This window comes from Pedobacter sp. V48, from assembly GCF_000523515.1.
Lineage (GTDB): Bacteria > Bacteroidota > Bacteroidia > Sphingobacteriales > Sphingobacteriaceae > Pedobacter.
Genome location: NZ_AWRU01000008.1, coordinates 63,692 through 78,346 on the forward strand (window position 1 = coordinate 63,692; position 14,655 = coordinate 78,346).

Annotated in this window: 9 protein-coding genes; 5 read left to right on the top strand and 4 right to left on the bottom strand. The window is 37.6% G+C overall.

Annotation, left to right across the window (positions count from 1 at the left end; all coding sequences use genetic code 11):
• Positions 1 to 3: 3 nt before the first annotated feature.
• A complete protein-coding gene (locus N824_RS09525) occupies positions 4 to 831 on the bottom strand; it encodes a sigma-70 family RNA polymerase sigma factor (protein ID WP_048904925.1) in 828 nt (275 codons plus the stop codon).
• Between the two features lie 569 nt (positions 832 to 1,400).
• Here N824_RS09525 and N824_RS09530 point away from each other — a divergent pair.
• From N824_RS09530 to N824_RS09550, 5 genes are all read left to right on the top strand, one after another.
• Entirely contained in the window at positions 1,401 to 1,721 is a 321-nt protein-coding gene (locus N824_RS09530; protein ID WP_048904926.1) for a hypothetical protein, read from the top strand.
• 661 nt (positions 1,722 to 2,382) lie between these two features.
• A complete protein-coding gene (locus N824_RS09535; protein WP_048904927.1) occupies positions 2,383 to 7,953 on the top strand; it encodes a hypothetical protein in 5,571 nt (1,856 codons plus the stop codon).
• A gap of 5 nt (positions 7,954 to 7,958) precedes the next feature.
• Positions 7,959 to 9,245 carry a hypothetical protein gene (locus tag N824_RS09540; RefSeq protein WP_048904928.1) on the top strand — a complete coding sequence of 429 codons (1,287 nt, stop codon included), beginning with the start codon at positions 7,959 to 7,961 and terminating at the stop codon, positions 9,243 to 9,245.
• Between the two features lie 78 nt (positions 9,246 to 9,323).
• Positions 9,324 to 9,719, top strand: coding sequence for an STAS-like domain-containing protein (locus tag N824_RS09545; RefSeq protein WP_084498260.1), 396 nt, complete (start codon positions 9,324 to 9,326; stop codon positions 9,717 to 9,719).
• Positions 9,720 to 10,000: 281 nt separating this feature from the next.
• Entirely contained in the window at positions 10,001 to 10,312 is a 312-nt protein-coding gene (locus N824_RS09550) for a hypothetical protein (protein ID WP_152542137.1), read from the top strand.
• A 170-nt stretch (positions 10,313 to 10,482) separates the two neighbouring features.
• Here the strand turns inward: N824_RS09550 and N824_RS31215 are convergent, their stop codons facing one another.
• From N824_RS31215 to N824_RS30135, 3 genes are all read right to left on the bottom strand, one after another.
• Positions 10,483 to 10,656 carry a hypothetical protein gene (locus N824_RS31215; protein WP_161662293.1) on the bottom strand — a complete coding sequence of 58 codons (174 nt, stop codon included), beginning with the start codon at positions 10,654 to 10,656 and terminating at the stop codon, positions 10,483 to 10,485.
• Positions 10,657 to 10,659: 3 nt separating this feature from the next.
• Positions 10,660 to 13,854, bottom strand: coding sequence for a hypothetical protein (locus N824_RS09555; protein WP_048904931.1), 3,195 nt, complete (start codon positions 13,852 to 13,854; stop codon positions 10,660 to 10,662).
• 95 nt (positions 13,855 to 13,949) lie between these two features.
• Positions 13,950 to 14,342 (bottom strand): hypothetical protein, encoded by a 393-nt coding sequence (locus tag N824_RS30135; RefSeq protein WP_152542140.1) that lies wholly within the window; start codon positions 14,340 to 14,342, stop codon positions 13,950 to 13,952.
• Positions 14,343 to 14,655 lie beyond the last annotated feature (313 nt).

Genomic DNA, 14,655 nt, shown 5'->3' on the forward strand with positions numbered 1-14,655 from the left:
GCTTTATTTTTTCACCTTTTTGACTTTGCTGTAGGCCTCTACAAAGGTTCTTTTAATATGTTCCTGACTTAAATTCCACTGACTGGCGATCTCTTCAAAACTGTACTGGAGTTCATAGCGCATATGCAGGATCCTGGACTGCTCTTCACACAAGTCGCCTTCGAATTTAAATTTGCCGGTTTTTCCTATGTCATCGAGCTTTTGTGAACTGGTCAGGATGGTCTTTATGGTGTCCAATATTTTTTCAACGGTTTTCCCCACCTGATAGTCAGAGATGCCGCCGATATGACAGGCGATGCGCTCGTAGTTGAAAGCGTATTTCAGGCAGAGTTTGATGAACAGTTGCTGGTTTTCGGTGAGATTGGGGATCACGGCTTCTACTTGCTGCCATTGTAGTTTAAGGCGTTCATCCATTTCATCCTGATAGATGATGTCATCATGATCGAGTTCATCTTCGGGATCATAGCCTGCCATGAATTCCTGATAGTCTTCGATGTCATCGAGCATAAGCATGCTTCGCTGAAAATTGTTTCGGGAGGTCCTGTAATATGCTTTGCAGGCGTCCATGGTTGTCTTGCTCAAAAAGGTTTCGATGTGGTCGGGATCGGTGATGGTGTTCCTGATCAGCCAAAGACGAAGGAAGGCATCACTGACGATGCAGTCGGCATTGATCTCGTCTTTATTGTACCTTTTCCTTTTATAGAATAATGATGGGTAGAGTCGATTGTAGAAATACTCCAATCCCTTTTCGTCCCCCTGGATGAATTGATCGAAGTAATACTTTTTTTCTAACATCATAGTACGACGACCAGTTATCGGCTCCTGTCTCATGATTTGGTTTTTGTAAGTGTCTTTCTGTACTCAGATACTTTACGAAAGCAACATAGAGCGATAAATGAATCACCACTGATAATTTGGTTAGTTCTCATATTAACAATTGTTAGTTGCAACTTTGAATATGAGCCTGAAAAAGCAGGGAATTAGTGGCGGTATTAAAACATTAGGGCCGGCTACCTACTATCTAATGCCGACGGGCTCTGGTAAGCCGATATTCTTTTCAGAATAATTTCCACAGAAGATAAGCAAGTAACCGGCCCTAAATATATAGGGTTCGGCTACAATACTTACACTCGCGAAAATTTACCAGATTTGTCGGGCGAGGCTCGTATATAGTCCTTATTTTTTCTTTATTAAGTACTACAAATTTATATTATTATATCTAATTATGTCATTTTCAAAATATTTAAATACGAATTGTATATATCTAACTTCGTATTAGTCTGTATTACTCTCAAATATATAAAATAAATTTCAATATGAAAATATTTAATTGCATATTGAAAGTATAGAGTTCATTTCGCTAGCTATTGGACTAAATTTAAACAATAGCAAGTATGTAAATGGCGAAGGCAAGCGATAAGATAAATCAGGATAAATTAAAAAATACACTTTCATCAATGGCTTCGATGTTTGAAACAGGACGTGTTAAAAAGATGAAAGATATTATAACTATGTATCCCACAGGAATTGTTGCCGCTTTGGGGATAAATTACGGTGGGTTTATGGCTAAATGTGCAGCCCCTGAAAAGTTTGTAGTTGAAGACATTGTTAAATTATCTCAAATATTAAATATAAATTTCGATCTAATATGGAGGGTAGTCGTAAAAGAGTCGATTGATAATGTGCCAAAAAGAGATATATCTCATTTATTTAATGAATAGAAAACAATGAAATAGGTACTCCGCAAGGCTCTGATCTCAAAAAAACACACGCCATAGCTTCGCTTTATCATCGTTTTTATAATGAACATTCGGTTGCTTCGTGGGCATTCTCTTTAGATTTATCTACGATTTGCTGAACCTTCATCTTGGATAAATCTAATCATGCTCCACTTCTCAGCTCACCTACGCAATCGAAATCGCTTCCCAACTTACTGAAGATTATTTTTGCTTATTTAACGAACTAAATTAGAGACAGCTAAGTACTCCTGAATAATAATGGCTTTCAGACTTTATTGGTTCTTCCCCAATTTTGGTGGTAAAAAAATACGACAGACAAGTAATTCGTTTTTGTAAACAATTGTATTTTAAATTGACACAATCTTATTATGTCGGTAGTTCTTTGTGTTTTTTGCTAGAACTAACATTGATCAAGATTCTTGTCTATATATTAGTGGATCCTACGGCTTTAATCACCAGCAAGCCTTAATGAACACTTAATCCATTGATTTTACATTACTCACTTCATTTTGAAAAACCACCAAAATTGGGGAAGGACCACTACATCCGAAATACCCAATAGAACGAACGCAAAATAACAAGGGGTTCAATTCTTTGAATATTTCTTTTTATCTTGGACAACATACGCTTTTTTACCACTCTCATGACCACAGAATCAACCCTTGTAATTGCTTTTGGACCACGATTTACCCAGATTAACTTCGATTTTATTTTTCGAAGAGATCAAACAGTTGCATCCATCGATCCTGCCCATGAAAAAATAAGTCTTTGGGAAAAAAGCTTTCATACTTCGGTTGATGAAGTAATTTTTGATCTGACTATAACCGAATGGATCGCCACCGAGCAGATCACTTTTTTATTCGGCTGGATCAGAAATATTTACCACCGGGATGTAAGACTTATAGTGAGGTTACCATTCTGGTATGATCTGACTTACATTTACAATCAGGCTCAGCTTACTGCCCTAAAGAGCAAATATCCCGAAGAAAAAGGTTATGTCGATTCACCGGCGAGGCAAAAGCGTCGAAAAAGAAGCAGTAACTTTTTGATGTTTGTTTACAAGTTGTTTGAAGCACTAGACTTTGATCAAACTCTCTTTGAAAACCTACCCCCTGACAGCAAACAGATAAACAGGGAAGCAGAAAACATCACCAGCTACAACCACCAGATCATTCCTTTTAGCATATTCAATATTGGCTATAACAAACAGCTTATTAAATATGACACTCATTTTCATGATGTTATCAATAATAACCTGGAAAGTAAACTCTATACCCATAGCCTTTTTGACCTGCAGGAAAGCCTGCAGAAAATTCTGTCAGACAACTATTGCTATTCCCCTTTCGCTAACAAAATATTAAGCAATGTAATTACCCAAGAATTGTACATCAATTCTCTACAGCATTCGTACAGTGAGGATGAGGTGCAGTTTTTAAAAGAAGCCTATGTTACGGTCTTCCTTTCACATCCATGGGAGAAAAAGCATCTCGATAGGCTATCCCAACGTTATTCCAGGGAGAAAGCCTATTATTCTCTGGATTTCTATAAGGACAAGGCTTCCATTCGCGAAAATATAATAACACAGCGCTTAGGAGATAAGGTTAGCGATCCCATGCCTAAAGTTATTGACCTATCAACATTCAGTTCTTTTGATAACAAATCTTATCTGGATTTTACTTTCCTGGACTTCGGTGCTGGAATACCTGCTACCTTGAAAAATCAGTTCGATCTTGATACCTCAAATAAGAATTATAAGGCATTCTTCTCCGAAGGATATGTCAATGCCTCACCAGATGCAAAAATCCTGGAGTACGCGCTCTTACTGGATTCCTCTAAAGATCCGTTGGATAAATCTATTGAATATTATGATCTGGTTCCCAGGGGTCTGTACTTTTTAGTTGATATGGTAAGAAGGTATCATGGAATGCTTACCATAAGAAGCGGCAAAGGGATATTGATCTGTGATTTTTCTACCCGTCTTCGTATAGAGGATATCAATGGCAAGTTCGAAGTACGCGAATGGCGGCCGAATAATATCAGAGCTTCAATCAGACATGTCGCTAACGATGAGGAGGTATTTTATCCTGGAACGATGTTCAATATAGTAATCCCGGAAAGGAAAACTGATGATAAGGATGATACCTTTAAATCCATAGCCCCGGTTCGTTCAGAATCAGAGATACTCAGCAATTATGCCTATCAGATCAGCCTGGAGGAACCAGCGGAGGAAATTTCTGTTTACAATCTTTTTAAGCCTGAAAAATTTTACTATCTGAGCATACTGTTTATCTATGATAAAATCTTAGAAGAACTCCGGCTAGGGGATCCCCATATTGAAGTCCACGTTAAAAATATATACAATAGGCTTATTGCTGAGGTTAACAGCTTTTTAAATACAAAATCAGAGGAGAACTGTTTGATCTTTTTTGATTTTGCGGGATTGAAAGGGGGCAACACCTCATGGATTAAAATCCTATACTACCTGATGGTGTCCCCTAAAGTGAATGAGCTGACCAAAGTTATTATTTTGAATTTGCCCGAAGATGAGCAAAATTTAGTCAAAGGCTTGTATGGGAATTATATTATTGATGATATAGCAGGGTTGAATCCCTTTTTGCCGGAGCCTTACCTATATAAACCCATTCCCTGTATTTCTTTTGATATTGACAAGGAGTCTGTAAAGCTCATCAACTGGATTGGACTTAAATACCGAGAGGATGAAATATTGCTCACTAAACTCCTGTTGGGACAGCGGCAGAGATATACCTCAAATAAAATTACTGAAATAGAGAATATTTCCGGCGGGTTAATCATCAAGCAAGGAAATGAGATACTAAGTTCCTATTCAGGCCTTGAAGATATCATTACAGAATATAAAAGGCAACGCAGAAAAAGTATTTCTGAATTTCTTAACGCCCAAATCCAACGCGATAGTAAATATGTTTACCTTGCCTCCAGCGGGGTTTATCAATTAGAGTATCTAAGTCTATTTAACCTATTGCATGACAAGTATATGGCCCGCTACTTTGCAAAATGCCTGTTGGATGAATATTGCTCCAGGATTAAGGGTCAGTTGAAGGAAGAGGTGGAAGATGGATATCTCAATATCGATTATTCTCCTTTTAAGATCGATAAAATCATGGCGGTCACCATTACCAGCCAGCTTTTGGCAACCTCTGTAGCGGCAATGATCAGTGAAAATGAAAGCTACAGGATGCTTATGCCCACCGATAAGAACGGTATTTCCCAGCCCCCTACACTAATCATGCTATCAAGTTATTATTCTTTTGAGAGCGAGAAGCCATTTGAAAAGGTTGTGCATGATGACCAGGTACTGGTGGTCAACGATGTGATCTCAACAGGAAGTTTGATATCAAAGATTGTGGCAAAACTCGAAGGCTTAAAAAAGGCACAGGTTATCGCTGTATTTTCAATTGCAGATACACGTATATCCGAGAAAAACAGGGCTCAGCCCTGCAATGATGATGAAGTCGTGTTCGACCTAGAAAGGGCAATTGACCCAAAGACATTTTTCCTTTCGCTTGCCGATGCTGATAGCGGTCTAGTTATCCGCAAATATAAAGGCCCTTACACCGGAAATCTTCAACGTAAGCGTATCAACCCCTTATTGAACACTATCGTTGAATTCAGAGAGGAAAACAGTGAGATTGAAAAGGTCCTCTACTCTGCCGATAAACTCATTGACGATAAAAATATCGATGCAGATTACCTAAAGATTGGTCACTTTGCACAAAATCTAACTCATACTGGCTATCTCACGAACTTAAAACCGCTTTTTGGCTGCGGTTCAGGCTATGAGTTCCTGTCCTCGCTAAAGAATCGCCTCTCCTTGAAATATGCAGATACCCAAAAGCTTACAGGAGAAAGCAACATCGGATATTATTTCGAGAAAATAAATGAAAGAATCTCCAGTTTAAGTAATAGTAAGGATTTCTCAGTTTCTCCTCAGCAACTCTTGTCTGACTTAAAGGGCTTGCAACTTGCGCTTGAAGCTGTATCCGAGGACAGCCCCGCAGTTGCCGATTATGTGCCCGACTTTATATTTTACCCAACATTTTCAGGGATTGAGAGTCTGGGGCATTTTTCGCTGAGTAAGATTTTTGGAACCCATGAAGACAATATCGTTGGCCTCCAAAGATTTGAAACCACAAAAGGGTGGCGATTCCCAGTACTGGCAGACCGTTTCCGCCAGTTAACATTTAACAAACGGATACTTATCCTCGATACAGGTTCGTTAACAGGCGACTCTCTGGTCCAAATGATAGATACCATATGTGTCCTTGATGTAAAGGAAATCTGCGTTCTCTCAGTAGTCACCAGGGTAGAGGATTTCAACAGGGAAATGTTTTCGAGGATAAAATCACTAACCGTTAAGAAGAATCAAAAATCCCTGGCAGCAGGACTGATACATAAATCGGCACCTACTGATGTGTTCTTTGGTATGAACCTACAAATACCCATCTATGTATCCGCTTTATCCTGCCCGTTCTGCGAGGAACTCAGCAATATCAAATCAATTAACGGTGATTCGCACAGAATAAAACCCACTCATGAAGTGGATTTATATATTAAACATCGAATCCGTGAGTTAACTGCGCTCAATGTTTCAAAAGATGAACTAGCCAACATTGACTATTTGCCTAAGGAAAAGATTGGTGCAAAGGTCGTACCCAATAAGGAAATTTTCAAGATGCGAAACCGTTTCGGTAGAATCGATACCTACCGTTTTTATCCTGACTACTTCGTGTTCTTCAACAGCTTCCAATCAAAAATCTCCCGAAACGTATTTTGGTGGAAAATCGATGATCATAAGCAAACTGCAGAATTAATTTTAATTTGCCTTTTGCATGAACCGCAGTTAATCAGAATAATTGACAATTACCTGAACGGACTCATAGAATTTTTAAGAACTTACCTTAAAGAAGGGATTTCAAAGGGGCTGTCCACTGAAGGATTTCTGTTTTATAATTGGAAATATTACGCCTTGCTTAGGGTTTATTACCTACTTTCCCCTGAGGCGATATTCCACTTGGGAAATTTTGAGACTATCCTGTCTTGGCGCGATGAAAATTGCAGGAATTATTTGCACTTTATCTTTTGGGATATCTTATATAAAAATGCCAGTAATGATCCCAACAGAGAAAAAGTAGAGTCCCTGTTGAACGAGTTTCAGAAAAACTATGACAAGAAGCCCATAAATGTGGGCGCCTATACCCACAGTAACCGTGAATTCTTCAGGCTCATCGCCAAAAACTATCAGATAATTGACACTGGGCGAGACTCAACACTTGATCAGCCGTTTTATAATTTGAAGATGTTTGTTATCCAGGGCCAAAGTATGGGCAGGCATTTCTTTTTAAAAGACAGATTGAACGAGGTTATAGATGCTATACTAGAACACCCCATATCCCTGGACAGACTCAAGGAGCGCTTGCTTGAGGTCGTTGATATCTTGGAAAAGGAGTTGTTACCCAATATGGAGCATATTCTTAATGATGAGTACATGGAGACCTACTGTAAAAGTATTTACACTGTTCTCTCAGATAAAAAGCTGGGCATACTTTTCTATCTCAAGTCCGTTGTATCCATATATAATCATATCAAAACCTATGAGCAATCTGAACTTGAAGACATTTTGGAATATCTTGATAAACTCAAAGATGACTGTAAGACATTGGTAACTGAAAAACTTGATTTCAACAAAAAAGAAAGTTTTTATTCACTCAGTGAAGCTTATCCTTCGGATTTGTTGAAAACAATCAGGGACTTAAAAAATAAAAATGGTGAGTTACCTGGTATCAGCTTTGAAATTGTACGCCCTCAAGAGGAGGATTTCATAATGATTGCCTTCCACAAAAAAATTCTTGATCTGATATTCCTGGAGATTGTCAAAAATGCCAAGGAAAATGCTAGAAAATACAGCTCTGATTTGCATCGGGTTGAATTAGTGATATCCCTTGATAAAATAAATGCGGATAATGAGATGGTAAAGCTTACCATAAAGCAGAATTTTCCATTTGTACCGCCCGAGAAAACCGATACCGGTGATAAAGAGGGTGGGCTCACCAAGATCATACAGCACTATGTGATGGCTTTCGGTGGAAACGTCCAAGACAATAGGGAAGAGTGTTTGAACGGAACGGTACAAGAATTCGAAATTTACCTGATTTTAAAACTACACAAAACGCAATAAGAACTATGGAACATAAGACCAATTTAATTATCTTGGCGAGTACCAATGAAGAGAGCGATATGGCTTTCTATAAAACGGTAATCAGGCCTAACTCTCTGTTATTCACTAAGGCTGTCGTGCTGATGTTTTCAAATCCCGAGCAGCTATTTGATTTTCTGGATGCTATGCACGATGATTTCAACTTTACCCTTTTGATCCACCCCGGTGTGAGGACTATGACCAAGGGAGATGATGGAGCTGAAATGATCAAAGCAATTGAGCATCATCCGGTGTATAAAAATATGGTCTTTGATTTCGTTTCTAGGGAAGGCAGTCCCGGGAAAAAATTTGAAGGTAGGGAATTGCACCATGCTAATTCAATGCCTGATAAGGATTTTGAGCTAAATTCCATTCCTTCAAACAACCTTGGTTTAGTAAGGGGTAACTTGCAAACGACGTCCCAAATGGCACAGGTGACTGATTTTGCAATACTAACTGCACTTTATGAACATGAGTTTGCCGTCTTTGAAGATGAGTGCAAGATTGTTAAAACTAACCAGGGCGTCAATGCACATACCGCCCACTTTAAGAACAATGTAGCTCTTCCTAATGGAGAAGACTATAGATCAACTTTTTTCGTTATCCATCAGGAAAGGATGGGGCTGGTTGATGCCGCAATCCATGCTACGGAAGTACTTACGAGAATAAAACCAAGGTTTTTGATCATGCCAGGGGTTTGCGGAGGAAAGATTGGTAAGGTTAAGCAGTACGACGTAATCGTTCCCACTGAGGTGCACGACTATGCTACAGGAAAGTTTAAAAATGGTAAACTAGAATCCCTTGAATATACTTCCTCCACGGATAAGAAGCTTATTGCACACCTACAGCGAAATAAAACCGAAATAATTGCCAATATGCAAAAACTCATAAACAAGTCTCGAAAGGATTTATTGAAAGAATTTGATATTCATTTTGATCAGTTCGCCTGCGGACCCTGGGTGGTTAAGACTACCGGGATGCTGGATAAAATGTCATCCTCTAATACCTCATTGGCTGAAGAAGATTATAATCAAATTCCGGTAGAAAACATAGACAAAAATATAATAGGCTTGGAGATGGAGAGCTATAGTATTCTCAGAGCAAATGAGATTCTCAAAAAACAATCTGAATATTCATTGGTTGTTAAGTCAGTGATGGATTTTACCAATGAGAATAAAAGCGACGGTAAGTTCGGGGAAATTAAGTCCTCGGCTGCGTATGTGAGCGCACTTTGTGTGCGGGCAATGATGCCATTTTTAATTGACTTCAAATAGTTACAATTTATATACATTTTTTATTTCAGGGTTATCGAATAATGTTTTATAATTTATATCTTTGCAATCCAGTAACTTATGATGCTAAAAGAAGCAACCCCCATCATCTTCCGCGATTTGGCAGGCATAAACGCCAAGTCAAGATTTTCTGCTGCAAATATCAGGAGAAGAATAGCCTCCCGACTTTCAGTTTCCGAAAGAGTGGTCATTGACTTTAAAGGTGTCCAGACTATTTCCAGGGATTTTGCAGAAGAATGTTTTATAAAGCTTCAGTCTCAAAACTGTATTGTTGAAATCAGTCAGGTTGCAGAACTGCGTAACGCCAGTCCCTATATCCACACTATTGTCTCCTCAGCGCTTAATAAAGCCTATCTGGAAGTTATTGTGAAACACAAGGATTTAAAAAAGGACTGCTATTTTGTTGTCGATCAAAAGCCTAGTGACTTTAGGAAAATATTAGAGAACCAGCTTTAAAAGTTTTCATTAGCAAAAAAATATAGATACTCGGTGTTTGTAGTACTGAGATTTACGTATCTCTTAAATCTGTTACTTTCTCATAGCAAAGTTGTTCCATTACTTGTTTGAACTGCGATTTAAGTAAAGCAATTGTATGATTTCCACCTTCATTTCCCAATAGGGAGGCGCCGCACATATTTGGCATGCCTCAGTCGATAAAAGGATAGAAGTTCGGGTGATCAGTTTGGACCGAAATGGAGTGTCTACCTTCTGGTTTTTCCCCACTCGACCCCTAGTTGGTGATGCTCAACAAAGTGAATTATGTAAGTCAGTTTCCAAAATTTGAAAAGGTAACCTCTTTACCGATTATTACCAACAAATCGGCTTTATGGAAGTACGAAAACGAATACAGACTCGTCAATATTGATTGCCATCCATTGATTGAATTTCCTAGCGCTGCAATTCTAGAAGTAATCATCCGCTACAGAATGAAAGATGACATCAAAACAAAGTTATTGGATTATCTGAACAAACATTACCCTGCCATTAGGATATCTTTTTCCAAGCTCAGTCCATTAAATTTAAGATGGATATTATATACCCATCAATAAGATTTAATCGACCTGAAGCCCAAATCTTGCTAGCCAGTATGGTATTAACTGTAGACCAGTGATTCCTCAAATCACATAGCCTGCTTTATTTCAGTTAAATCAAATTCCTCAGTTCAGGAATCGACCAAAATATGCCCTCACTTCAGCCAAACTCTTTGCAGGCGACACATCTAAACATCCGAGATCGATCTGAGCTGAGAAGGAATAACTGCATTATTAAAGAATTCTATGGCTTCCTGGCCCAGATGAAAGAATTGAAGGTCATTAGCGCTCGAAATCGGTTCCAGAATATTCCTGTATTTTTCTGTTTCAGTTACGCTAAAACCTATCGAAATTATGTTCATAAATTAAAATTGATCTAAGTGATGATGGTCATATATTGGTTTTAAAGTCAAATTACCTGTTGAAGCTACATACATGCAGATTTCATCTGCTTGTTTTTGCATTCCTTTAATATATAGCATTCCTACAAATTGTTTTAACTCATAATTAGCGTAAGGACGGATACCTGTTTGCTCCCATATTTTCAATAGCAATTCTGATACTTTATCAGGTATTTTTTCTGATAATCTCAATAAATTTCTAATTAATATATATGAAGATCTTCCATCGTTTAAATAGGATACGCAAGTTTCAATTAATGCTATCGCATCTGCTGATAACTCCGATAAATTGTCTGACAGCAAAACTAGGCTATTAATTGTGCTTTTAAATTTATCTGGATCAGTAAGGCACTTGTCAAGCACACGCTGCCATAATTCTATTACTGGTAAAACAGTACTTTTTTCAAGATTAATGCATACGTTAATAAGCTTTTCGAATTGTAAAGGGTTCTCTTCTGCTATAATCAAACTCAGGAGGGACTGTTCTTTATTAATTACAGATGGGTCAATAAAAAAGTATTCCACGAGAGCCAACCGGCATAATCGGTTAAGCTCTGGACTATCTTTTTGAAAAATTTTCACAGCTGAACTATTAAGTCCAGTGTCATACATGTATTTAATGACCGATTTGGATGGAAGATAGCGATTAGAGAATACCCCTATAATAGTGTATAAAAAATGAAGTTTGTTTTCTGCTGGAAATATTTTGTCTACGTTTGAAATACACCAATCCGAATCTGCATAATGAAAAAATGGAATATGCATGCCTAATCCGATTGAGAAAACCTTGTCCTTTTCTGAAATGCGGGACAAGTTCGATTCCAGATAGTCCTTTACATGCGGATGTAAAACAGGGCTTGTACCCGCTGATTGTAATTTTGCCCATAAACGGCTGAAGTTTACCAAAGCATCAAATAATTTGGCATTTCCGTCATTTAGCATAAACCCTGAATAATCCTCATTAAGATGTTCTAAGGTCTTATAATCATCTAATGAAAGTAAGTGAACGGTCTTGGTGAGAAGCAAATCCAGATTATCCTCAGTAAACTGATAAGTATCATTCGACTCGGAAAGTAGCAACAGAAAGGACGCAAGTTCGTAGATATTCGTTTTGCCTGATTTGTTATTCTCCGTGCTCCAAGATATGAAGCTGTCCATTGGTTTTTTCCAGTCAGGCAGTGCGCCGTTTTTCATCACATGACAAAAGGAGGAGATAAATTGTTCTAAATAGATCAATGGTAATTTTCCCATCTCATGAAGTTTAGAAAGATATTTTTCTGGCTCATCAATAATATAATTGTTCATTAGCGTGCCCAGCCCCATAGGGATGTTATTAAAGTGGTCAGGAATAATGAAGCCAGATAAATAACTGATTTGTTCTGCTACACTTTTTTCTTTTAACTCATCTACATCTTCAGGAAAATCATAGGCATACCCAGCGGTGCTGTAACCGTCAAATTCTGGATGCTCAAGAGGGTGTGAATTTTCATCCTGATATTTGGTTAGAATAGACTGAAGTAATCTTTGTTGGTCTTCTTTTTCAGGTTTTAGGGCGTCAAGATATTGCCTTATTCTAAGGATTATACTCGCCTTTATCTCATCTGGGCTTAAATGTTCAGTTTGAAATGTAATATTTTCAATCCACGTTATTAGCATATTGAAATCTTCGTCACTGAGGTTCTTAAATCTTTCTCTGATCAAAAGATATAGTTCGTGGATAGGAAAAAGCACATCCAATTTTTGCGATTTTAACCATTCCCAAAATAAGGAAGAAAGCTGACTATAGTGTAGTCTGATCAGGTGAATAGCTATTCGGGAATGAGTCACACATTGCTGACTAAATAGTAACTTTACATAAATTTTTAAATCGCCAGGAGATAGCGTTTCTCCACTTTTTGTGAGAAAATCTACCAGGGATGATTCCCAGTCCCCGCTATACATTGATGACTGTTCTGAGATTTCAATAGACGGAATGGCGCTAAGTTCATAAGGCCGTGCTATATAAAGTTCGTTAAGTTTAACTGCAAGTTGTTCAATTAAATTAATTCCACCGATTTTAATGATTTCTGGGATATGCTGGTTAATTACACGTAAGTAAGGCTCGCTTAAATTCGGAATAACTCTTTTCTGATAAGATAGGCCCAGTTCCTCAAACCCGTCAATTTTTATTTCTTGTTTGTCAAATGAAAAGCAGTAAGTCAATAGCTTTATTAAGCCCTCTTTATTATTGGTTTCAAGATGATTTTTAAGAAACCCTTCTGTAAAATTGCTTTCATAGAATTTATGGGAGTTTACCCATTGCCCATTTAGGAATACTAAAAGATCAATGTCATTCTCATTGAGAACATAATTTGGAAGCTTAGCTAGAGTACCAAGCATAAAACTTATTGTATGATCGTTAATTTTGGTTTTGCCTTCAACAACAGATTGTTGTAGATTTCTAATGATCTGTATAATTGTGCCTTGCTGTTTTTCATTTGCTGTCTTTGCGATATATAAAAGATAGCGAAGTTGGAACCATTCCTCCTCATGTTGAGATTTGGGATAGGTGTCACTACTAAAAAATCCAGCTTCATACAAAGGCAACAACCACTCCTGTGCTTTTAAAGAACTAAAGAACTGGAATCGATGCACAGGATCTTCCATAATTTGTTTGACTGACCCCATAACAAGCTTCGTTGGAGTATCAAACTTCACAATATGATTAATACGATCCGTGATCGCGTAAGCTGATCCTGTTAAGACGTGAAGTATCTTTTCGTAGCGATCCCAATTCCCTTTAAATTCTTCGAAGGTTCTTGGTGTATGACCATGACGATGCGCAAATTTATTAAAACTATGAGCTAAGGAAAGCCATTCTTTACTGATTTTATCATTTTCAAAACCAAGAGCTCTAATTATATTTGCTCTATGCCCTTCTTTGTTATCTTCTAATTTTTCCTTTTCTTCCGCTTCTTTTTTCTTAGTTTCTGGAAGTTTAGGCGCAAATATATCTCGGAAGCCGCCGTCAATTTCTCTGCTTAAATGTGCGATTAGGTTTGCTTTCGTGCTGAGTAAACAATCATCACCCATAATCATCAACGCATCTTTATAAAAGGCTCCGATTTCAGGACTAATTTGTTTTAGTCCTTCGTAAATTTTCTTTTGAGTTTCGTTCATTGATTTTAAGTGTTTAATGAGCATCATACGTTAATTTGTTTTATTAGTTCATAGCCATTTTATCTTGATCTATGGCCGTCTATGACTAAGAGCATTTAATCAACCAGTTGATTACTCTCATCATAATATTGATAAGATATCTGATGATCTTTATAATGTACATAGCTATATGGGCCTGAATGATTAAATCTGATGTAAAAATGAGGACATGGATAATGCTCGTCACCATCCATGTCATACTCAATGATATCATTGAACGCAATTGTGCTAATTACATTGACAGATCTGAGTTCAAATGTTGAATCGTCACTTTTATTATTTAATGTCCATTTGTTATCTTCATTTACATAAATGCCAATATTTTCATCACAAAATTCAAGTCCCCGATGTGATAAATCATGTATTTCTGCACCGAACCAAGTATAGACTTTGCCGTCCTTAATTTCATTATTTGGGTAGTCCTGATCCTCTATGGAGTGGATAATCATGCGATAGCGACGTTTAGTTTGACGTGTGAGCCACGGATGTAAATCTTTTTTAAGCCTTCTTTTAATAGCAATTTTATAACTAGTGTTTTCAGCTGAATGATTATTATTAAGAGAAAAGTTAGGATAGTATTTTCTTAGAGTTTTCGGGCAATCGGATATTTTCCCTTCTATGGTTTCCCAGCCCCAAAAAAGAATATNNCWAAKRTSGKAMNGAGYKYCKTTTTCAATTCCGAACAATACTCATCATAATCGGGATGTTCGCTAGCTGTACTAACAACATACAAGGTGTTAAAATCTAGCTTAGGGTTGTTTC

Bases quoted from the DNA above. Each gene is read 5' to 3' on its own strand.
- N824_RS09525 (WP_048904925.1), bottom strand. From the start codon at position 831: ATGAGACAGGAGCCGATAACTGGTCGTCGTACTATGATGTTAGAAAAA.
- N824_RS09530 (WP_048904926.1), top strand. From the start codon at position 1,401: ATGGCGAAGGCAAGCGATAAGATAAATCAGGATAAATTAAAAAATACA.
- N824_RS09535 (WP_048904927.1), top strand. From the start codon at position 2,383: ATGACCACAGAATCAACCCTTGTAATTGCTTTTGGACCACGATTTACC.
- N824_RS09540 (WP_048904928.1), top strand. From the start codon at position 7,959: ATGGAACATAAGACCAATTTAATTATCTTGGCGAGTACCAATGAAGAG.
- N824_RS09545 (WP_084498260.1), top strand. From the start codon at position 9,324: ATGATGCTAAAAGAAGCAACCCCCATCATCTTCCGCGATTTGGCAGGC.
- N824_RS31215 (WP_161662293.1), bottom strand. From the start codon at position 10,656: ATGAACATAATTTCGATAGGTTTTAGCGTAACTGAAACAGAAAAATAC.
- N824_RS09555 (WP_048904931.1), bottom strand. From the start codon at position 13,854: ATGAACGAAACTCAAAAGAAAATTTACGAAGGACTAAAACAAATTAGT.
- N824_RS30135 (WP_152542140.1), bottom strand. From the start codon at position 14,342: ATGATTATCCACTCCATAGAGGATCAGGACTACCCAAATAATGAAATT.